Annotated in this window: 19 protein-coding genes; 12 read left to right on the top strand and 7 right to left on the bottom strand. The window is 30.9% G+C overall.

Annotated elements, in window-relative coordinates:
- The first annotated feature begins 128 nt into the window (after positions 1–128).
- The 6 genes from CLCHR_RS12465 (at position 129) to rarD (ending at position 8713) form a co-directional block, all read left to right on the top strand.
- Complete coding sequence (locus CLCHR_RS12465; protein ID WP_079440128.1) at positions 129–2120, top strand: glycoside hydrolase family 127 protein; 1992 nt, start codon at positions 129–131, stop codon at positions 2118–2120.
- Positions 2121–2522: 402 nt separating this feature from the next.
- Entirely contained in the window at positions 2523–3917 is a 1395-nt protein-coding gene (locus CLCHR_RS12470) for an amino acid permease (RefSeq protein ID WP_079440129.1), read from the top strand.
- Positions 3918–4178: 261 nt separating this feature from the next.
- Positions 4179–4850, top strand: a complete 672-nt coding sequence (locus CLCHR_RS12475) for a YjgB family protein (protein ID WP_079440130.1) — start codon at positions 4179–4181, stop codon at positions 4848–4850.
- A gap of 66 nt (positions 4851–4916) precedes the next feature.
- Positions 4917–5531 carry a uridine kinase family protein gene (locus CLCHR_RS12480; RefSeq protein ID WP_079440131.1) on the top strand — a complete coding sequence of 205 codons (615 nt, stop codon included), beginning with the start codon at positions 4917–4919 and terminating at the stop codon, positions 5529–5531.
- A gap of 204 nt (positions 5532–5735) precedes the next feature.
- Entirely contained in the window at positions 5736–7454 is a 1719-nt protein-coding gene (locus CLCHR_RS12485) for a methyl-accepting chemotaxis protein (protein WP_079440132.1), read from the top strand.
- A gap of 356 nt (positions 7455–7810) precedes the next feature.
- A complete protein-coding gene (rarD, locus tag CLCHR_RS12490; protein ID WP_079440133.1) occupies positions 7811–8713 on the top strand; it encodes an EamA family transporter RarD in 903 nt (300 codons plus the stop codon).
- Positions 8714–8842: 129 nt separating this feature from the next.
- Here the strand turns inward: rarD and CLCHR_RS12495 are convergent, their stop codons facing one another.
- The 5 genes from CLCHR_RS12495 to CLCHR_RS12515 all read right to left on the bottom strand — a co-directional run bounded on the left by CLCHR_RS12495 (position 8843) and on the right by CLCHR_RS12515 (position 13912).
- Complete coding sequence (locus CLCHR_RS12495; RefSeq protein ID WP_079440134.1) at positions 8843–9277, bottom strand: DUF3021 domain-containing protein; 435 nt, start codon at positions 9275–9277, stop codon at positions 8843–8845.
- Positions 9278–9289: 12 nt separating this feature from the next.
- Positions 9290–9727 carry a LytTR family DNA-binding domain-containing protein gene (locus CLCHR_RS12500; protein WP_079440135.1) on the bottom strand — a complete coding sequence of 146 codons (438 nt, stop codon included), beginning with the start codon at positions 9725–9727 and terminating at the stop codon, positions 9290–9292.
- Between the two features lie 682 nt (positions 9728–10409).
- The gene (locus tag CLCHR_RS12505) at positions 10410–11501 is read right to left on the bottom strand and encodes a glycerol dehydrogenase (RefSeq protein ID WP_079440136.1); all 1092 of its coding nucleotides are present in this window, start codon (positions 11499–11501) and stop codon (positions 10410–10412) included.
- A gap of 322 nt (positions 11502–11823) precedes the next feature.
- Entirely contained in the window at positions 11824–13074 is a 1251-nt protein-coding gene (locus CLCHR_RS12510; RefSeq protein WP_169896790.1) for a sensor histidine kinase, read from the bottom strand.
- Positions 13075–13096: 22 nt separating this feature from the next.
- Positions 13097–13912 (bottom strand): alpha/beta fold hydrolase, encoded by an 816-nt coding sequence (locus CLCHR_RS12515; protein WP_079440137.1) that lies wholly within the window; start codon positions 13910–13912, stop codon positions 13097–13099.
- A 308-nt stretch (positions 13913–14220) separates the two neighbouring features.
- Between CLCHR_RS12515 and CLCHR_RS12520 the strand changes: the two genes are divergently transcribed.
- From CLCHR_RS12520 to CLCHR_RS12530, 3 genes are read left to right on the top strand one after another with little or no spacing between them, the layout of a single operon-like run.
- The gene (locus CLCHR_RS12520) at positions 14221–15555 is read left to right on the top strand and encodes an efflux RND transporter periplasmic adaptor subunit (RefSeq protein WP_169896791.1); all 1335 of its coding nucleotides are present in this window, start codon (positions 14221–14223) and stop codon (positions 15553–15555) included.
- A gap of 20 nt (positions 15556–15575) precedes the next feature.
- Entirely contained in the window at positions 15576–16760 is a 1185-nt protein-coding gene (locus CLCHR_RS12525) for an ABC transporter permease (protein ID WP_079440139.1), read from the top strand.
- Complete coding sequence (locus CLCHR_RS12530; protein WP_079440140.1) at positions 16753–17451, top strand: ABC transporter ATP-binding protein; 699 nt, start codon at positions 16753–16755, stop codon at positions 17449–17451. Before CLCHR_RS12525 ends, CLCHR_RS12530 begins: the two co-directional genes overlap by 8 nt.
- 132 nt (positions 17452–17583) lie before the next feature.
- Here the strand turns inward: CLCHR_RS12530 and CLCHR_RS12535 are convergent, their stop codons facing one another.
- Positions 17584–18231, bottom strand: a complete 648-nt coding sequence (locus CLCHR_RS12535) for a lactate utilization protein (RefSeq protein ID WP_079440141.1) — start codon at positions 18229–18231, stop codon at positions 17584–17586.
- Positions 18232–18863: 632 nt separating this feature from the next.
- Between CLCHR_RS12535 and CLCHR_RS12540 the strand changes: the two genes are divergently transcribed.
- The 3 genes from CLCHR_RS12540 to CLCHR_RS12550 are packed head-to-tail and all read left to right on the top strand — an operon-like array spanning position 18864 to position 20086.
- Complete coding sequence (locus tag CLCHR_RS12540; protein ID WP_079440142.1) at positions 18864–19346, top strand: DUF2975 domain-containing protein; 483 nt, start codon at positions 18864–18866, stop codon at positions 19344–19346.
- A 34-nt stretch (positions 19347–19380) separates the two neighbouring features.
- Positions 19381–19860 (top strand): DUF2975 domain-containing protein, encoded by a 480-nt coding sequence (locus CLCHR_RS12545; RefSeq protein WP_079440143.1) that lies wholly within the window; start codon positions 19381–19383, stop codon positions 19858–19860.
- Between the two features lie 10 nt (positions 19861–19870).
- Positions 19871–20086, top strand: a complete 216-nt coding sequence (locus CLCHR_RS12550; protein ID WP_079440144.1) for a helix-turn-helix domain-containing protein — start codon at positions 19871–19873, stop codon at positions 20084–20086.
- 153 nt (positions 20087–20239) lie between these two features.
- Here CLCHR_RS12550 and CLCHR_RS12555 read toward each other — a convergent pair whose 3' ends face one another.
- The gene (locus tag CLCHR_RS12555; RefSeq protein WP_079440145.1) at positions 20240–21385 is read right to left on the bottom strand and encodes an epoxide hydrolase family protein; all 1146 of its coding nucleotides are present in this window, start codon (positions 21383–21385) and stop codon (positions 20240–20242) included.
- Positions 21386–21525 lie beyond the last annotated feature (140 nt).

The raw sequence follows: 21525 nt of genomic DNA on the forward strand, positions 1-21525 counted from the left end.
CCATAAAAATGTTTATAATTTCTAGTGAAGATATCAACTTAAAGTTTTAACAAATTTGTAAATATATTTATCTAATAAGTCAAGTATTTAAATTGTTTATCTATAGATTTTAAAAATTAGGAGGAATTATGGATAAAGATTCACTTGAATTTAGTAAGGATTTAAGAAAAATAAGCAAAGAAATTCCGTTAAATAATATAAAGATTAATGATGAATTTTGGTCTAAATATATTAAGCTTGCAATGGAAGTAGTTATACCATATCAATGGGAGGCTATAAATGACAGAATTGAAGATGCAGAACCGAGTCATGCAATAAAGAATTTTCGAATAGCAGCAGGACTGGAAACAGGAGAATTTCATGGGATGGTTTTTCAAGATAGTGATGTATCGAAGTGGCTCGAAGCAGTAGGTTTTAGTCTTCAAACTCACCCTGACTCTGAACTTGAAAAAAATGCAGATGAGGTGATTGATATCTTAGAATTGGCACAGAGATCAGATGGGTATTTAAACACATATTTTATATTAAAAGAGCCTGATAATAGATGGACAAATTTAGCTGAATGCCATGAATTATATTGCGCTGGTCATTTTTTTGAAGCAGCAGTAGCATATTATAATGCTACAAATAAAAGAAAAGTTTTAGATATAGCATGTAAGTTTGCTGATTACATTGATGCGACATTTGGCCCAGAAGAAGGTAAAATTCATGGTTATGATGGACATCCAGAAGTGGAATTGGCACTTTTTAAACTTTATAAGGTTACAGAAAATGAAAAGTATCTTAAGTTAAGTAAATATTTCTTAGATGAGCGTGGCGCAAAACCAGATTTCTTTGATATGCAATGGGAAAAGAGAGGCAGAAAGGACTTTTGGCAAGGTGGAATTAATCGAGAATGGGGAAAAAAATATTATCAAACCCATTTGCCAATAAGAAAACAAAGTGCAGCAGAAGGTCATGCGGTAAGAGTAGTATATATGTGTATGGGGATGGCAGATGTAGCAGCAGAGACTGGAGATAGTGAACTATTTAAAGCATGTGAGAACTTATGGAAAAATATAGTTTCAAAGAGAATGTATATAACTGGAGGTATAGGTTCAACTTCAATTGGAGAGTCATTTACTTTTGATTATGATCTTCCTAATGATACTGTTTATGCAGAGACATGTGCTTCTATCGGATTGGCATTTTTTGCTCACAGAATGTTAATGATCGAGCCCAGAAGTGAATATGCAGATGTAATGGAAAGAGCTCTTTATAATACAATAATAGGAGGGATGTCACAGGACGGGAAAGGATTTTTTTACGTAAATCCACTTGAAGTAAGGCCAGAAGCTTGTGAGAAAAATCCAACAAAGCATCATGTTAAACCTGTAAGACAAAAATGGTTTACCTGTGCTTGCTGCCCTCCTAATATAACAAGAACTTTAACATCACTAGGCAGATATATTTATACTGTAAATGATGATATTGTATATGCTAATTTATATATTGGTGGCAAAGCTGATATAAATGTAGGAAATAATGAAATTAGAATTATTCAGGAAACGGAGTATCCTTGGGAAGAAAAAGTATTAATAAAAGTCGGCACAAAAGAGAAAACAAAGTTTACTTTAGCCCTAAGAATACCAGGTTGGTGCGGGAAGGCTGAAGTCAAAGTGAATAGTGAAGTTATAAATATTGAAGAAATAAAGCTTAATGGATATGCAATGGTTAATAGAGAGTGGAGAGATGGAGATAAAGTTGAGCTTATTTTAAAAATGCCTATTTTAAGAATGAAAGCAAATCCATTAGTTAGTGCTGATATAGGTAAAGTTGCAATACAAAGGGGACCTTTAGTCTATTGCTTAGAGGAAGCAGATAATGGTCCAAATCTTCATGAAATATATTTGCCTAAAGAGGCTGAATTGGAAGCGTGTTTTGAAGCAGATTTGCTTGGCGGAATAATGGTATTAAAAGCAGAAGCAAAACGTATTTCAAATAATAGTAAATGGAAAGATCAGCTTTATAGTTCAAAAATAAAGGAAGAATATGATTCTATTAATATTAAGTTTGTACCTTATTACTCCTGGGCAAATCGCGGTACTGGTGAAATGATAGTCTGGGTGAGAGAAAAATAGTATGACCCTAAAAGAAACCATAGGCTTTAATGATGTCTATGTTGGGGTTGTAGCACATAAATATATATTTCGTAATGATAAGAGTTTATGTAAAATAAGCTCTTATTTTAATTGTATCACCTAGATCCATTTTATCTCTCCTAATACTAGCTAAGCTAGAATATAGTTATTAATATGAAATAAATACGACAAAATAACTTTTATATTTATATAAAATTAATATAAAAACGAAGAAAACGTTGCAACTTTACTAATTATGTATTAATATTTAACAGTGAAAATTAAAATTTTATATAAATATAGTAAAAAAAATAATGGCTAAAGTGATTCAGCTAATTATAAAATACTTGTAAGAAAAGGCATTTTAATGTACATGCTTTTTGACTAAGATGGAGGGATAAAATGGATCAATTAACATCAGAAAAACAAAGTTTATCGAGGGGACTCAAAAATCGGCATGTTCAATTACTTGCAATTGGGGGTGCAATTGGAACTGGATTATTTCTAGGTTCAGGAAGATCAATTCACTTGGCTGGTCCATCAATTTTATTTGCGTATATTATAACGGGAATAATTTGCTTTTTTATTATGCGTGCCCTAGGGGAATTATTGCTTTCTAATTTAAACTACCATTCATTTGTAGACTTCGTTCATGATTATTTAGGAAACGGTGTAGCATTTATTACAGGATGGACATATTGGTTTTGTTGGATTTCAGTTGGAATGGCTGACTTAACTGCTACAGGACTTTACATACAATATTGGTTCCCGAGCATACCTCAATGGGTCCCAAGTCTTATTGTTCTTGTGATTTTACTAGCTATGAACCTTACAGCAGTAAAGCTTTTTGGTGAGATGGAATTCTGGTTCGCCTTAATTAAGGTTGTTGCAATTTTAGCATTAATTATAATTGGTACATTTATGATTATTAAAGGATTTTCTACAGATGCTGGTGCGTCAAGTTTTGCAAATCTTTGGAGTCATGGAGGTTTATTTCCAAATGGAGTTAAAGGCTTTATGCTATCTTTCCAAATGGTTGTATTTGCTTTTGCTGGAATTGAATTAGTAGGGCTTACAGCGGGTGAAACTGAAGATCCAGAGCGCGTTATTCCAAAGGCTATTAATAATATTCCAATTAGAATTATTATTTTCTATATAGGAGCACTTATTGTTATTATGAGTATATATCCATGGAATTCAATTAATCCTGATAAAAGCCCATTTGTTCAGGTATTTGCAGCAGTGGGAATCGCAGCAGCAGCAAGTATTGTAAATTTTGTTGTATTAACTTCAGCGGCATCAGCTTGTAATAGTGCAATCTTTAGCACAAGCCGTATGGTTTATTCTCTTGCTAAAGAAGATAATGCACCTGAATCGATGAAGAAATTAACTTTAAGTCAAGTGCCTTCGAATGCTACAATGTTCTCCGCAACTGTTATATTAATTTCAGTTATTTTGAACTTTGTTATGCCAGAAGGGGTATTTGTGCTAATTACAAGTATTTCAACATTCTGCTTTATCTATATTTGGGCAATTATAGTTATCTGCCATATGAAATATAGAAAAACTAATCCTGAACTTGCTTCTAAGAGCAAATTTAAAATGCCGCTTTATCCAATAATAAACTATATAATTCTAGCATTCATGGCATTTATTATTGTTGTATTAGCACTTAATGAGGAAACTCGTGTATCCTTATTTGTAACACCAGTATGGTTTATAGCCTTAGGTGTGATTTACAAGATGCTTAAATCAAAGAAGAAAAGTGGAGAAGAAGCTCAAAGAAAATTATCATAGACTTTTTCTAAAAGGAATATTTGAAGCTATATAAGGCTTCAAGTATTCCTTTTTATATTTTTTAAAGAAATATATATATATGATGGGAATTTTAATCCTAAATAATCACATACTTTTATTAAGGTTAAGAATAGTGTTTTAGTAAGGAATTAAATAAATATTATTTGTGTATAAATAGATTTTAGGAAGAAATATATAAATTAATATAATGTTCCTTACTTATGCTATAATAATCCTAAATAAATTTGGAGGTGGAAAAAAATGAAATATTTTGATAAAAAGCTAAGGTTATTTATTGCAGCAGCTTTATGCTTAACTATTATGGCGGGGTGTTCAAATTCAAATAAACCTGCAAATGATACATCGAGTAATACCCAAGCTAATAATGAAACCTCAAGTACACCAGATCAATCTAAATCCGAAGATAATAAAACAGCAGATAATAATGAAGCGAAAGGTAATGAAAATGCTTTATTAAAGGACATTAAGACTTTAGCAGAAGAAGGAAAAATTATTAATTCAAACTTTGCAGATAAGTCTTCCAATATATCAGATGTGGAGGGTAAATTAGGGAAGGCGGATAAGTCAGAATGGGTAAGTGATGCTAAAGGAAACTATTCCACTTATTCAAAAGATAATGTGGTTTTTGGCTCTAATAAGGGAGGCAGAATTTTTGAAATCAGATCTTTTGACAGTCGTTTAAATAATATCTCACTTTCAATGGTTGAAAAATATTTTGGAACTCCTGCTCATAATGTTACAGCTAATGGTGAAAAGATCATAGGTTATACAGCAGGAGCAGACTTTAAAATATTATTCGTATTTAAAGCTCCAACAAATAGTAATGATGATCCTAAATTAGACCACTATTCTGTCTTATATCCAAAAGGAACTGTTAATTCAATGGCGAGTGATCCAGGAAGAGAATGGTAATAGGTGAAGAAATGATGAATTACAATAAGAAATAAACATTTAATATATAAGAAAATGGGGAGAAGAATGAGGGAAAAACACAAAATACCAATTTATAATGAATATCAATACATATTTGATGTAATAAATAATTTATTAAAAGTAGAAGACACTAAATCTTTAATAATAGCAATAGATGGAAGATGTGGCAGTGGTAAGAGTACTTTAGGAACACTCCTTACTGAAAAGTTTGATTGTAACATATTTCATATGGATGATTTTTTTCTGCCTTTTGAGATGAGAAATTCAGAGCGATTAGCAGAGGCTGGTGGCAATGTTCACTATGAAAGGGTCGAGGAGGAAATATTAAGGCCGCTACAAAAACATAAGCCCGTTCAATATAGGAAGTATCTATGCAGTAAATGGGATTTTAGCCAGCCTACTGAAGTAGAAACTAAGAGGTTAAATATAGTTGAAGGGAGTTATAGTCTTCATCCTACCTTAAGAAATTATTATGATTATAAAATTTTTGTAACGGTTGATCCAAAGGTGCAGCACGAAAGAATCCTAAAACGTAATGGGGAAAAAAAGCTACAAGATTTCCTAAATAAATGGATACCTATGGAGGAACATTACTTTTCAGAATTGGATATTAAGAGTCAATGTGATTTAATGCTTGATACTACAATATTAAATAAATAGATAAATTAAAAGGTAATATAATAAAGAAAAGGAATAATTGAAGCAATATAAGGTTTTAATTATTCCTTTTTATATTTTCAACCCACTTTCGACATTTTTCTATGTTTCCCTGAAAAAATATGATATCCTTTATGTGGGATACGTTTGTTTATTAAGAACCATACAAAATCATAATAATTAATTTCAGAAATAGGGGGAGCAAAAATGAAATTATTTACAAATTTAAGTATTAGAAAAAAAATCGCTACAGTATTCTTACTAATTTTCATTTTAATTATTTTTATAGGAGTAGAGGGCGTATTAAGTTCAGAAAAAATAAATAATAACGCGGAGAGAATGTATAGTAATAATTTATTATCTATTAAGGATTTAGAGGAAATCCAAGGTAGTATAAATGAAACCAGAGCTAATTTAGTTCATATTGTATTTGAACGAGATGCAAATAAATTAGACAAGTATATTAAAACCATTGATGATATAGATAAGGAACATCAAAAATTCTTAGATGAATATAGTAGCTTACCTGTTATATCAGAAGAAGAAGAGAAACTATATTCTGATTTTGCAAAAGATTTAGGAAAATACAAAGAAGTAAGAGCTAAAGTAATAGATCTTGTAAAAGCTAACAACTATGATGAAGCAGTGAAACTTTATAATTCAGATGTAGTTACATTAACAGAAACTATCCTAATTAAAATTCAAAAATGTATTGATTTAAATCAGAAAATGGCAGAGCAAACTAATTTGGCTAACAAGGATCAATTCAAAAGCGTTAAATACAATATAACTATTTTTACAATAGCAGCATTTTTAATTGCTATTTTTATGGCGTATATATTAGTTAAAAGCATAGATATTCCATTAAATAAAATAAAAAAGTTAGCACAAAGATTATCTAATTATGATTTTTCAACACCAATTGAAGTAAAGCAAAAAGATGAGTTTGGACATGCAGGAGAGGCGTTAAATACTGCACAAGAAAATGTAAGAGGTCTAGTAAAAGCAATTATTGAAAATTCACATAATCTAAATGCATCAGCACGAGAAATTTCAAATGTATTTCAAGATTTATACTTTAAAGCTATTGAAGTAGATGACGCGGTTAATGCTATTGCTTCGGGTGTGCAAAACGCAAGTGCTGCTACAGAAGAAATAAGTGCATCTATTCAGGAAGTGGATTCAAGTATTAATATACTTTCTTCTAAAGCTATGGAAGGAAGTAATAATGCAAATCAGTCAAAAGAAAGATCTGCAGAAGTTAAAAATAGCAGCCAAAAAGCTATAAGCGAAACTAGGAATATATATGCTGAAAAACAAACTATGATGCTAAAGGCTATTGAAGATGAAAAAGTGGTAGACAGTATAAAAGTTATGGCAGATACCATTGGGGAGATAGCAGAACAGACCAATTTACTTGCTTTAAATGCTGCAATAGAAGCAGCTAGGGCTGGGGAACAGGGAAAAGGTTTTGCAGTAGTAGCAGAAGAAGTTAGAACACTTGCAGAGCAATCAGCTCAAGCAGTTATTAATATCCAAGAAACAATAATTAAAGTTCAAGAGGCATTTAAAACCAGTATTGATACAGGCAGCGATATACTGGAATTTATAAATACAAAGGTAGATGAACAATTAAATGCTTATGGTGAAACAGGTATCCAGTATTATAATGATTCAGATAATGTAAGCAAAATGTCTGAAGAAATTGCTTCAATGTCTGAAGAAATTACTGCTACAGTTGGGCAAGTAAGTGAAGCAATTCAAAATGTGGCGGAGGATTCACAAAAGTCAGGAGAAGAAGCAGAAAATATAAAAGAGAGAATGAGTGGAACCACAATGGCTATAGAAGCAGTAGCAATTACTGCACATAAACAATCAGAAATTGTTAAAAATCTTAGTGAAATAGTTGAGAAATTTAAAATATAATTAAGAAGGAAATGAATTTCAACCACTGCATTTTTGTATTGGTTGAAATTTTTTTATTAAAATCCTCTAATTTAACAAAAAGCAGATAAATCAGATAAAAATAGTCTTGTATTAATTAGATATATATGTTAATATAAGATTACACATTAACAACGTAAACTCCCAAGGATAATTTACAGATTATATATTTAAACATTTATAAAAAACAGATAGTAGAAAGAAATATTTACTATCTGTTTTTTATTTATAAATATAAAAAAGGCAGTATCTGTAGAGGTTATTCAATATAAGTTCTTATTTTTATGTTAGAATATACTTAGAGTTTATCATTAGAAAAAAGAAAAGAGGAAAAATAAATGCGTAACGAAAAAACTACAGGTGTAATATATGCAGTAACTGCATATATATTATGGGGTATTTTGCCTGTATACTGGAAATTTATAAGTAGTGTATCTTCAATAGAGATATTATCTAATAGAATTGTATGGGCCTTTGTATTCACAATTTTAATTATTATGGTAACTAAACAATGGAGTGAATTAAAGCTTATAGCTAAGGACAAGAAACAGATGTTTTATATTTTTATTGCATCAATTCTAATCGCGATTAACTGGGGACTATATATTTGGGCTGTTAATTCAGATAGAATTGTAGATGCAAGCCTTGGATATTATATAAATCCATTACTCGCAGTAGCCTTGGGAGTTATAATCTTTAAGGAAAAGCTCAGTTATTGGACAGGGGCAGCACTTACTATAGCCTCTATCGGTGTAGTAGTAAAAACCGTGCAATATGGTAAAGTTCCGTGGATTTCTCTAGGATTAGCTATTTCCTTTGGACTATACGGTGCGATCAAGAAATCAGTTAAAGCTAATTCTATAGTTGGATTAACGCTTGAAACAGCTATGCTTACTCCAGTTGCGGCAGCATACATAGTATCAAGGCATGTTAGTGGACTTGGAGCTTTTAAGACAGAAGGGACACTCGTAATTCTTTTACTTATAGGCGCTGGTGTAGTTACAGCTATTCCGCTTCTGCTTTTTGCAAGTAGTGCTAGAAGGCTGCCATTATCATTAATTGGTTTCACACAGTATATTTCACCAACTATAAGCCTGATTATAGGAGTTTTTGTATACAATGAAGGTTTTACTACAGTAGACATGATAGCATTTTGTTTTATATGGGCAGCACTAATAGTATATTCTTTTTCACAAATAAGTCTAGTTAAAAGTCCGAAAAATATAGAGCAGATTAGCTGATTGCTAATCAAACTTATGACGAGATAAAGTGATTAAATAGAAAAGCATTATATATAATATTAAAAACTAAAATGTGGTATCCAAACTGATTAGAAATTATATTGGATACCACATTTATATTTTTTAAAATTAATATTTCTGATTTTTGTATTTTATTAGTTTTTCGTTTATGAGTTTGGCTTCTTTTTCTCCATTTATGCTCATCATTGTATAAACTGAAACTTTTACTATTACTAGTGCAAAGATATATATTAGAATTAATTCAATATTCATAGCTTTTCCTGGACTAAAAAACAACAACCATAATAGTATCATTAGTTCTGAGAGGGTTAAGCAAACATTAAAAATGATTAATTGAACTTTTTTACTCATCTCATTTTTATTCATAAAGGCTAATTTTAAAAATACATATGCTAAGGAAAATAACATAATCTGAAAAAGTAGTGAAGTTCTAATTATTTCTTCGGAATAAATTCCTGAAATCATTGTGATGATGACCATTAAGAATCCGCTAGATATAAAGAAATCTTTTAAAGAATTTTTGAAATAACCAATAAATTTCATTGTATAACCTCCTCATAATCCTAACTTCTTTTTAAATACAGGAACATATTGTCTTGAGATGAATATTTTTTCGCCATTTTGTAGCAATGCTTCAAATTTACCATAGAAAACTGGGCTAACAGATTCTATTTTAGAAATATTAATAATTGTTGATTTTGATGCTCTAAAAAAATCACTATTCTCATATTCTAACTCAATTTCGTAGAGCTTAAGTCTTGATTGGAAAATCTTTTGTTCACAATAGATAAAGACTTTATTATCCACAGATTCAAAATAGAATACATCTTTAGGATTAATAATATGCATCTGTAAATCTGTAAATCCAATAAGTTTTTTTGAAGACGATTTAATTGAATAAATCAGTTGTAGCAATGATTCGTCAGGCTCGTTACATTTTATTATTATTTCTGGTTCAGATCCAGCAGGGATATTTTCTATACTAATTTTCATCTCTACGGCCCTCCTTACTTCCTATATCTATAGTATATGTCAGCAATTTAGACTATTCAACAGCTCTGAAGTAAGCTGTAAATCTAGCCCGGTAAGATGCATTTTTTGATTATATAGATAACTTAAATTTATGCATATAACTAACCGAAAGAGAAGGTACTCGTTTACTCGGTTGCTAGAGAAAATGGTTGTGGATTTCTAACAGTAAAAGTTGCACCAGTCCTGCTTGCTCCTTAGGCAAGCTAATGACAAGCAGGACTGGAACAACTTTTACTGAAGAAATACCTACAACCACTTTCTCAATGCAACACTGCGTAAAAGAGTACCTTCTCTTTCTGGTATGGAAAGTATTTCAAAGCATAAACCAATTAAGACTTAAACTTAGACTTTGAAAAATATCTCAACTAGAACTAAGCAACATACTTTTGTGGAATGTTTCATTGGGAATTTTGATGGATGTGATTCTTAGGCTATAAGTTGTTCCAAATGTGCTAGTTCAAAAAGTAAGAATCGAAATTTTATATTTCGTTCTTCGGAACTTTCTCTGTGAGCGCTTGTTCTTTGAGGTTAGCACTTTGGGCACAACTTATAGACTTAGAATTACCCATCAAAATTCCCTAGAAACTGGAACAAAAGTATGTTGCTTAGTTCGGTGAGTTATATGCATAAGTCTAAGTTATATTTACACGTATTCTTGTCCTAATTTGTTTGCTGTTAGAATAGCGGCATAAACATCTTCTGGAGTAACTTCAAAAGGCATATTATGTGCAGTATCATCTTTTGCAGTAGCTGCCTTTGCTACTTCCATGATTTCTTCCGGCTTAATTTCATCAATACCTAATTGTTTTAAAGTGACTGGAAGACCTACACTATTACAAAAATCTAATACTTCCTCGATTTCTTCCATTGGAGCATTTTCAAGTACTAATTGAGCTAATGTACCAAATGCAACTTTTTCACCATGATACATATGATGGCACTGTGGCAATACAGTTAATCCATTATGAATAGCATGAGCAGCTGCAATACCACCGCTTTCAAAACCAAGACCACTAAGAAGGGTATTAGCTTCAACTATTTTTTCTACTGATTTCGTGCAAACACCCTCTTCTACAGCGAGTTTTGCTTTATATCCTTCAGTAATTAATGTATCGTAGCATAATCTAGCTAATGCTTGAGCTGTAATAGTAGTGGTACCAAAAGCACATGTTCCAGCGTTTGATTTTTCACAAGCTCTTGCCTCAAAATATGTTGCTAAGGCATCACCCATACCAGATACTAAAAGACGAACTGGAGCTTTAGCAATAATACCAGTATCAACTAAAACCACATTAGGATTTTGTTTTAAGAATAAGTATTTATCAAAGACACCATCATCAGTATATAAAACTGATAAAGCACTGCATGGAGCATCTGTGGCAGCTATGGTAGGTACAATTACAACAGGAAGATTTTTATAATATCCAACTGCTTTAATAGTATCAATGATTTTTCCGCCACCAATACCGATGAGAACGGTTACTTGATTTTCATCACAAATTTTGATGATACGATTTACTTCAGTAATGCTGCATTCGCCATTAAATGAATCATATTCTACAGCAATACTTTTTTCTTCAAAACTTTTATCAATAGTATCTTTTACTCTTTTTAACCCACTTTCACTAATTAAGCATAATGCTTTTTCACCAAGTATAGATACGTATTGTGCAATATTTGCTAATTCTCCATTACCTTGTATATATTTACTTGGTGCAATCATAATTTTTGCCATAAAAACTCCCCCTTGTTGATCTTTTAATAGCATTTATTTTACTATTATTACATTAATTATAGCACTTTAAAATATTATGGTAAAGTTACTGTATGTTAAATATAAGCTCTTGTTTTAGGTTATTGTACATTTATAATATAAGATTATAATGTGAAGAAATATTAATAAAAGCATGTATAAATAAGGAGAAATAAAATGTATCCTTTTTCAAGGACAGTTTAAAAAATGCCTAAGCAACCTAATTTATATACATGCTTTTTATTATGAAATTTATAAGAATTTATTGATATATATTCTGTAATAATCGCGCATCAATAGGAATCTATAAGTAGATATCAGAAAACTCAAGATTAATTGAATTAACAAGGTGATTATCAAGCAGATCCGTGGTTTTATTATTATCCTCTATAAGCTTCTCATTAGGAAGCAATAGAGTAAAGGTACTGCCTTTACCGAGTTTGCTTTTAACTGATATACTTCCACCTAAGGCCTCGGCAAATTCTTTTACAAGTGATAGACCAATTCCAGCACCTTCTGCATATCGTGAAAGAGAACTATCAACTTGTCCAAATCTACCAAAAATATAATGGATTTTATCTTCTGGAATGCCTATTCCTTTATCAATGACTTCAATACGTATATTATTTTTTACAGTTCGCATTTTTACAGTAATTAACTTGCTTTCATATGAAAATTTAATAGCATTAGAAATAAGATTCAAAAGTATACGCTCATATTTATCATCATCTAGTCCTATTATTTTTTTACTAAATGAAGATACGAAGGTTACTGAAACATCCTTTCCCAAGGCATACGTATTTACAGAGTTTACAATGGATTTTGTAAGATAAAATATATCCATATTTTTCTTATGTACTTTTATAGAATCAGAATTAGCACGAGTAATATCTAGAAGGTTATTAACAAGTCTTAATTGTCTAAGAGTATTTTTATCTATCATCTTAATATATCTTTCCATCTTTTCTGATATCTCATCCCTGCAAATCAGATTCATAGTTTGAATAGCAGAAGTTATTACATTAATGGGAGTCTTAAATTCATGAGAAATAATTGATAAAAATTCATTTTTCATTTTCAGAGATTTTTCAAGGGATGCATTTTTTTCTATTTCTAACTGTAATAATTTTTTATGTGACTCTTCTAAGGCTGCACTTTTAATTTTATAAGCATCTTCAAGCTCCATTTTTATATGCCTAAGTTCTTTTTCAGAGTCATTACGTTTGAACATTTTTATTACAAAACAATTAATAAATTCATCACCATTGTATGTTTCTTTATTTCCCATTAATAAAATAGGTATAGTCGTTTCATCTTTAGTTTTAAAAGTTAAATATACTTCATCAACGCTGATATCAAATTGAAGTTGAAGAAGAAAGAGTGAATGAAATATTATTTTACTTGCGGTGGGTAAAAAAGATTCAATATGCTTATCCAATAATTCATTACAATCATAATCTATCATTTTACAAAATGCTTCATTTGCATCTTTTATATATCCTTGAGTAGTTAGTAAAAGGTATCCACAAGGACTTTTATCTACATTACAATGCATTAACTCACATCCTTTTTGTCATTTATTTAATAACTTTTAGTGAAGAAAGATACTCTATTATTAACTGAGATGTTTCTTTGGGTTCACTTAAGTTGGGATAATGACCTTTTGCACCAATTACCTCAAGCTTGCTATTCTTTATATTACTATTTAAATAGTTAGCAACCTCTATTGGAACTATACTATCCTCCGAGCATTGAACGATTAAAGTAGGTACTGTGGCATTTGGTAAGTCTTTTCTGTGATCAGAGAAAAAGGTTGCTTCTGCAAAATTTTTCATAATTACTGGGTTCTCTTGAGTAAAAATTTTTTTTAAATGTTGAGATAACATTGGTCTATCTGGATTATTCATAAGTGCAGCAGCATTCAAACTTGCCCATCCTACATAATTTACTTCCATTAGATTAATCAACTCTTTTATATCGTTATCATTAAAGCCTCCAAAATAATCAGGCAATTCGTTAATATATCGAGGTGAAGGACCAATCATTACCACCGCCTCAAATAATTCGGGTTTTTCAATGGATGCAATTAGACCAATCATTGCACTTACAGAATGTCCGATAAAAATAATGGAATCACTCTTTGAAGCCTCAATGACTTCAAGAAGATCCTGAGCATATCCACGAAGATCTTTATAGCGCTCTATATTATATGCTTTAAGGTCCGATTTACCAGATCCAACATAATCGAATAAGATCATGCGGTGGTCTTTTTGAAAATAAGGTGTCATAAACTGCCATATATTTTGATCACAGCCAAATCCATGACCAAAAACAATAGTTTTTGTCCCTTCTCCAATTACATTAACATTATTCCTTAAGAAAATATTTTTCATTTGGAATTCCCCCCCGTAAAGCATTATAAGTCGATAATTTGTTAACTTATACTTAATTATAGCACAATTTTCCAAATATTTCACATATTTAGTTCTACTATCGTATAAACAAACATACTTTTAGAGATATACATTATGATATTCAATTTAAAGCCATAATCATAGAATCAAAAGGAAAGTCACATGATACTTAATGAAAGCAAACAATAAATATGATTATATTGAATAAATATAAATTTTATTATATAATAATAATTATCAATAAGCTGCTTTATAAATGATTTATAGTGAAATGAGGTAACATGGGCGTGGATAAGAAGATATTTCTAAAAAAGAAAATATTAGTAGGCGCAGTTTCTATAATTCTTCTAGCTGGAATTGGTATAAGTTATGGAATAAAAAACAGTAGGGTTAAAGCAAAAGAAGTAAATATAGAAAATGCAGTAAAAGAGACAATCATTGAAAACACCATAGCTACTGGTAATATAGAAGCAAATTACAGAAGTAATATCTTATTAGATAACAAGAAAAAAATAATAAAGGTTCAGGTAACTGAAGGACAAGCTGTAAAAAAGGATGATGTTTTGGTTGTATTTGATAGTTCTGATGAGGAAAATGAGCTAGAAAAACAACAAATTAATTTAAAGAACACTGAGTTAACATTAAATCAAATGCTTAATGGAGGAGTGGAAGCTGATAAAAGTGCTTCAGAAAATTCTGCAGCTCAGGCAAATTATAGTTTGGAAAATGCTAAAAGAAAATATGATGATGCGAATAAGAAATTGAAACAAAATGAGGAGTTATTTAATAGTGGGGCCATAAGCAAAAATGAATATGAAGATTCAAAAAAGAATATGGAAGATTCATATACTGCTGTAAAGAGTGCAGAAGATGCATTAGAAAATGCAAAAACTTCATTAAAAGCGACAAATAGTAACAGTGAGGCCAAAATAGCTAATCAAAAGAATCAAATTGAATTAATCAAAAAAGATATCGAAAATTATAAGCAAAAAATTAAAGATTGCACAGTTACTTCAAATATAGATGGAAAGGTTATCAAAGTAGATGCTAAGGAAAATCAATATCCAAGTAGTGGAGACCAAATAATAGTAGATGACGTATCAAAATACAAGACAGTGGTGAATTTGAAGCAATATGATGCATTGAAAGCTAAAATAGGTCAAAAGGCAAATGTCAAAATAAAAGGTTCTGAAAATTCATATAGTGGAACAGTTATAGAAATAGGACAGTTTGCAGCAGCTGAAACAAATTCTTCTTCAGATAATCAAGATTCTAAAGTAAAGGTTACTGTTATAATCGATGATCCAGGAGATGAAATAAAAAGTGGATATGAAGCAGATGTAGAATTTATATTTAATGAAAAGAAAGATTCTCTTGTAGTCAGATTTGATGGTATAAAAGAGGATAAAGAAAATGGACAAAAATTCATATTTGCTGTAGATCCTAATAACAAAGTAACAAAGAAATACATCAATATAGGTATAGAAAGTGAATACTATGCAGAAGTTACAGATGGAATAGATGAAAATGAAGAATATGTACTAAATCCACCTGAGAATCTAAAAGAAGGAGATTTAGTTATACAAGGGTCTTCAGCTAAAACTTCATCAAATCCTAAATAAACATAGAAAGGGTAGAAACTATGAGATTTCCGTTTAAAATTGCAGTAAGGTTTTTAATGAGTAACAAATTGCAGACATTTTTTATTATTTTGGGAATCGCTATTGGAGTGTCAGTTCAAGTTTTTATAGGTACACTAATTGATGGATTGCAAAAGAGTTTAATCGATAAGACAATAAATAATTCTCCACAAATCACAGTTTCTTCAACCACAGATGATAGTACCATAGAAGATTTTGAGAAAAAAATAATACAAATAAGAGAAAGTGATAGCAGAGTAAAAAATGTTTCACCAAGTATACAAGGTCCAGCGTTTATAAAGAATGACAAAAAAAGTTATCCCATAGTAATGAGAGGCTTTAACTTAGAAGAAAGTGATAAAATTTATAATATAAGAAGTAGAATATATGAAGGAAATTGGATATTCCAAAGAGAGGTCGATGGATTAAGAAAAAAAGCATTAATTGGCAGAGAACTAAATGAAGACTTAAAAAAGAAGCCTGGAGACACGATTAAAATAACCACTCCCAATGGAAAAACAGAAGAATTTATTATAAGTGGATTTTATGATTTAGGCGTAAGCAGCATAAATAAATCTTGGATTATATCAGATTTAAAAACAGTTCAAGATGTCTTTGGTTTTGATAATAAGATAACTTTAATAGAAGCGCAAATCCAGGGTGATTCAATATTTAAAGCAGATATTATAAGTCATAATATAGAGTACAATTTGGATAATAAAGATGTTAAAGTTGAGAATTGGCAGCAGCAAAATAAACAATTATTAAGCGGATTAAGCGGGCAGAGTACTTCAAGTTATATGATACAATTTTTTGTTATAGTTTCAGTGGTTCTTGCCATTGCATCAATACTTGCAATCACTGTAATACAAAAATCAAAAGAAATAGGAATTCTAAAAGCTATGGGAATAAAAAATGGCCCTGCAAGCCGTATATTTTTATTTCAAGGACTTTTACTTGGAATACTAGGAGCAATTTTAGGAGTGGTTTTTGGAGTTTCACTTACTGTAATGTTTACTAAATTTGCAGTAAATTCAGATGGTACTCCAATCGTTACATTATATCTTAATCCTAATTTTTTGATTTTATCAGCATTTTTAGCAATAGCTGCTTCATCAGTTGCAGCATTAATACCAGCCAAGAAATCTGCTAAGCTAAATCCGATAGAGGTGATTAAAAATGGATAGTAATGTAATTGAATTGAGAAACATAGATAAGATATATGGAAAAGTAATGAAAACTCAAGTACTCTTTGATGTTAATGTATCTTTTAAAGAGAGTTCATTTAATTCAATTATTGGAGAATCAGGCTCTGGAAAAAGCACCTTGTTAAATATAATGGGAACATTAGATAAACCTACAAATGGAGAAGTTTATATTGATGGAATAAGAACGGATTTTTTAAAAAGTGATGAACTAGCAGAAGTAAGAAATGAAAAGATAGGATTTATATTTCAATTTCATTATCTATTACCTGATTTTACAGCGCTGGAGAATGTGTTAATTCCATACATGATTAAAAATGTAAATCCTCCAAAAGAAATTAGAGAAAGAGCACTAGAACTTATGGAATTAGTTGGTTTATCTAAGGTAAAAGATAATTTGGCAACAAATATGTCAGGTGGGCAGCAACAAAGAACGGCTATAGCAAGGGCATTAATAAACAATCCCAAAATAATATTAGCCGATGAGCCTACAGGAAACTTAGATTCTAAGTCTACTGAAACTATATATGAAATTATGAGAGATATAAACGAAAGATTTAAGACTACATTTATCATTATAACACATGATAAAAGAATAGCAGAAAGAACAGATAGAGTAATAGAAATATCTGATGGTAAAATACTTTCTGATATTATTAAGTCACATTATTAAATTAATAACTTAATAATTCATAAAAAGGAGAACCAAATCCAAATGGAGTAGGTTCTCCTTTTTATGATTAATTTACTTCTCAATTGCTGATTTTAATTCTGAAGTCATAAAAGGAATGGCTACTTAAGTATTCTAAAAGCCAAGTTCGTCTCCAATTAGTACTACTTTTATTTTATTTGCTGGACGGCTTATTCTTGTTGTTACAAGATATGCACAAATACAATCTGTACTTAAGCAGTCTCCACAGCTTCCAGTTATATAACATGGAGTTTTCAAATCTTGGAAACGCAGCGTATTCTGTGGTGCAGCAATAGTTCTAGCTCTTTGCACTGCATCATCGTGGTTTTTTACAATTTTATTCATTCCAGCTACAACTACAACACTTTTTGGTCCAAAAATCATAGCAGCAACACGATTTCCATTTCCATCAATATTAAATAGCTGACCATCCTCACTTATAGCATTACTACTTGTTAAGAAAGTATCGCATAAAAGTGCTTTTCTCATCAGTTCTGTTCGTTCTTCAGGATTAGCTGCAGAATCCCTATCTATAATTTCATAGCCTTTTTCCTTTACAAGTTCTTTAATGCCAATATCGTTTAAGGTTTCAGAACCACCCCAAGATACCACGTGATTTTCAGGAATTAACTCTAAAATCTGTTGAAGCGCTTCATCTTTAGTCTTACAATAATATGCATCAAAATGATGCTTTTTTAAAGATTCAACTACTTTTGCACCCAATTTATCATAGCGTTTTTGTAAAAAAGCTTGTCTTGCCATTTTAAAAAGCCTCCTCGTGAATATGTTTTATATAATTCTTTGCAGTATAATAATGGATATTATTATGATATATTTATAGCATAATTAACCACTATATATAAGTATGCACATTTTTGTAACATAGTATAAAAATGATACTTTAAAAAAGTTATAATAAAATTGTTCTTTTAAGTAAATTAAAGGTGATGACATCATAACCTTAGTTGGTGCTTCAAGGAGATCTACACTTAAGGATTCACTAAAAGCCATAGATGTAAATTTAAGCTCAGATGATATACTAAGAATTGAAAATGCGATACCTGCAGATAAGATAGCTGGTGCTAGTTTTCCTAATAGGCAATTTAAAAATGGAATTGTGGTTCTTTAAGTAAAAGAAAAACTGACTGTAAGATAAAATCAAGCAGTCAGTTTTTCTTTTAATTGTTAAGATTATTATTAAACTATTCATATAATTCTAAAATATGGGTGGATTCTCCGATTACAAACATAGCTTTTAGTTTTACAATTGAGTAGAAAATTAAAGGAATATAATAATAACAATAATAATATAATTAAAAGCAATATAAATTTATTGTAAAACAATAAAATGTATGTTAAAATCATTTTGTTATTAAATTAGTGAGGTGTTTTAAATGAATGTTAAAAATGGTTCAACCACTTTCTTAAAAGTAATTATTTTTCTGATTGGAATTGCTGTTTTTGCGCTGGGTATCTTTTGGTTACCTGTGATAGCCATTAATGATGCAAAAGCACATCCAGGAGACTACTGGCTATATCCATTTTTAGGATATGCGTATGGATGCTGTATTGCGTTTTCTGTTGCATTGTATCAAGTATTTAAACTATTAATATATACCGAGAGAAATAATGCTTTCTCAGAGTTATCACTTAAATCTTTGAAGGTTATAAAGAAATGCGGTTTAACAACCATTTTCTTCATGGTGTTGGGGATAGTAACGTTAATGGTAATTGCTAAAGTCACAGGAGATGACGCAGCGGGTCCTATAGCATTAAGTCTAATAGGTATTTTGGTAACAAGTACCATTACAGTTATTGTGGATGTGCTCCAAAAACTACTAAAAAATCTTCTAAATACAAAATTAGAAAATGTGTAACGATTTGATTAAATACAATCAGGGAGGTCTTTTTATGAAACAAGTTACGACACACTTTTTAAAGCTAGCTGTTATTTTTATAGGAATCCTAATTCTTGCATTATGTATATTTTTGGTGCCTAAGCTGGCTTTTGAGGTATCAAATTTTTTAAAGGTTGATTCCTTAAAATATATTATTTACATAATTTTATATGGAGCTGCGATACCTTTTTACTTTGCTCTGTATCAAGCTTTTGGACTTTTAAGTTATATTGACAAGAATAAAGCCTTCTCGGAATTATCGGTAATAGCTTTAAAGAAAATCAAATATTGTGCCATTTTAATCTGTAGTTTACATGTGCTGGGCTTGCCGTTATTCTATTTAGTGGCAGATAAAGATGATGCGCCTGGTCTCATATTTATCGGAATGGTCATTCCTTTTGCTTCAATGATTATCGCTGTTTTTTCTGCTGTCCTAGAGAGGCTTTTACAAGAAGCGATTAACATAAAATCAGAAAATGATTTGACAGTGTGAGGTGGGGGATATGGCAATTATTATTAATATAGATGTGATGTTAGCAAAACGAAAAATGAGTGTAACGGAGCTTTCGGAGAAGGTCGGAATTACTATGGCGAATCTTTCCATTCTGAAAAATGGGAAAGCAAAAGCGGTTCGTTTTTCAACATTAGAAGCGATATGTAAGACTTTGGATTGTCAGCCAGGTGATATTTTGGAATACAAAAGTGATGAAAACACTTAATAAAAACAGAAAACTAACTTATTAAACCTACTGGAGTTAGTATAGAATTTAAGGGATAGCTAATAACTATCCCTTCTTTGTTCCTTGTGTTCATTGATAGGATATCACTAGACGTACAAATGTACGTACTTAAGGTATAGGCGGTATTATATATTATCTATAAGCTCTAAAAAATTCCCGGATTTCTTCAGCCAAAGATTCAGGGTCTTCTATGGCAGTAAAATGTCCACCTCTAGGCATTGTAGTAAAGCGAGTGATATTTAAATTGCGCATGGCCCATTCTTTTGGTGGCAACAATACATCAGCAGGGAAGAGAGCTAAACCCGTTGGTACATCTATATGTCCTATTGGAGGCAATGAATGCGTGTTTTCATAATATATATGAGCTGATGAACCTATAGTATTTGTAACCCAATAAATCATTATATTAGTTAAAAGTTCATCCTCGCTAAAGCTTTTACTTAAGTCACCACTGCAATCACTCCATTCACGAAATTTTTCAATAATCCAAGCAGCCACACCTATTGGTGAGTCAGAAAGTCCGTATGTAAGAGTCTGAGGTTTTGTCGATTGAATAGACATATAACCTCCCTCATTTGAAATCCACTCAGAAGCAGTTTTCTTGTAGTTTAGTTCTTCATCTGAAAGTCCTGCGTTATTCTGAGAAGTCATGAGATCTCTAATTATACCGATATCAGTTAAATGTATTCCAATCAGAAGTTCAGGATGATTTGATGCCATATATCTTGTAACTCCTGAACCAATGTCCCCGCCTGCAGCAGCGAATTTACTATAGCCAAGTTTTTCAGTCATCAGTTTTGCCCAAAGGTCAGAAATATGACAATTGTTCATGCCACTATGTTTTGGTTTACTTGAGAATCCAAACCCAGGTAGTGAAGGTACAATTACATCAAAGGAATCTTCAGGACTTCCACCATAGCTTTTAGGATCAGTAAGGAGAGGGATAATCTTTTTGTAGCGAAGATAACTGTCAGGCCATCCATGAGTAAGGATAATTGGGATAGGATTAGGACCTTTACCTTTCTCGTGTACAAAGTGAATATCTATCCCGTCTACATTACAGCGAAACTGAGAAAAGCGGTTTAATTCTCTTTCTTGTGTCCGCCAATCATATTTTTCTTTCCAATAGGAAATAAGAGATTTTAAATAATTTATTTCAGTACCTCGCTGCCAATCTGTGCCTTCTAACTGATCAGGCCAGCGGATATGCTCAAGCCTGTATTTTAAATCATCAAGTACTTCATCAGAAACTTGAATTTGGAAGTGTTCAATAGACATAAAAATTCTCCTTTCATATAAGCTAGGCATAACAATTTGGATTATAAATTATACACAATAATTTTGATTATAAGTTTTACACAATAATTTTCAGTATAAGTTATTTTGCATAGCTTCATTCATTCATTTATTAATATTAG

The sequence above is a fragment of the Clostridium chromiireducens genome, assembly GCF_002029255.1.
Taxonomy (GTDB): domain Bacteria; phylum Bacillota; class Clostridia; order Clostridiales; family Clostridiaceae; genus Clostridium; species Clostridium chromiireducens.

What these genes read in the sequence shown, in the direction of transcription:
- CLCHR_RS12465 (WP_079440128.1), top strand. Translation starts at nt 129, where the DNA reads ATGGATAAAGATTCACTTGAATTTAGTAAGGATTTAAGAAAAATAAGC.
- CLCHR_RS12470 (WP_079440129.1), top strand. Translation starts at nt 2,523, where the DNA reads ATGGATCAATTAACATCAGAAAAACAAAGTTTATCGAGGGGACTCAAA.
- CLCHR_RS12475 (WP_079440130.1), top strand. Translation starts at nt 4,179, where the DNA reads ATGAAATATTTTGATAAAAAGCTAAGGTTATTTATTGCAGCAGCTTTA.
- CLCHR_RS12480 (WP_079440131.1), top strand. Translation starts at nt 4,917, where the DNA reads ATGAGGGAAAAACACAAAATACCAATTTATAATGAATATCAATACATA.
- CLCHR_RS12485 (WP_079440132.1), top strand. Translation starts at nt 5,736, where the DNA reads ATGAAATTATTTACAAATTTAAGTATTAGAAAAAAAATCGCTACAGTA.
- rarD (WP_079440133.1), top strand. Translation starts at nt 7,811, where the DNA reads ATGCGTAACGAAAAAACTACAGGTGTAATATATGCAGTAACTGCATAT.
- CLCHR_RS12495 (WP_079440134.1), bottom strand. Translation starts at nt 9,277, where the DNA reads ATGAAATTTATTGGTTATTTCAAAAATTCTTTAAAAGATTTCTTTATA.
- CLCHR_RS12500 (WP_079440135.1), bottom strand. Translation starts at nt 9,727, where the DNA reads ATGAAAATTAGTATAGAAAATATCCCTGCTGGATCTGAACCAGAAATA.
- CLCHR_RS12505 (WP_079440136.1), bottom strand. Translation starts at nt 11,501, where the DNA reads ATGGCAAAAATTATGATTGCACCAAGTAAATATATACAAGGTAATGGA.
- CLCHR_RS12510 (WP_169896790.1), bottom strand. Translation starts at nt 13,074, where the DNA reads ATGCATTGTAATGTAGATAAAAGTCCTTGTGGATACCTTTTACTAACT.
- CLCHR_RS12515 (WP_079440137.1), bottom strand. Translation starts at nt 13,912, where the DNA reads ATGAAAAATATTTTCTTAAGGAATAATGTTAATGTAATTGGAGAAGGG.
- CLCHR_RS12525 (WP_079440139.1), top strand. Translation starts at nt 15,576, where the DNA reads ATGAGATTTCCGTTTAAAATTGCAGTAAGGTTTTTAATGAGTAACAAA.
- CLCHR_RS12530 (WP_079440140.1), top strand. Translation starts at nt 16,753, where the DNA reads ATGGATAGTAATGTAATTGAATTGAGAAACATAGATAAGATATATGGA.
- CLCHR_RS12535 (WP_079440141.1), bottom strand. Translation starts at nt 18,231, where the DNA reads ATGGCAAGACAAGCTTTTTTACAAAAACGCTATGATAAATTGGGTGCA.
- CLCHR_RS12540 (WP_079440142.1), top strand. Translation starts at nt 18,864, where the DNA reads ATGAATGTTAAAAATGGTTCAACCACTTTCTTAAAAGTAATTATTTTT.
- CLCHR_RS12545 (WP_079440143.1), top strand. Translation starts at nt 19,381, where the DNA reads ATGAAACAAGTTACGACACACTTTTTAAAGCTAGCTGTTATTTTTATA.
- CLCHR_RS12550 (WP_079440144.1), top strand. Translation starts at nt 19,871, where the DNA reads ATGGCAATTATTATTAATATAGATGTGATGTTAGCAAAACGAAAAATG.
- CLCHR_RS12555 (WP_079440145.1), bottom strand. Translation starts at nt 21,385, where the DNA reads ATGTCTATTGAACACTTCCAAATTCAAGTTTCTGATGAAGTACTTGAT.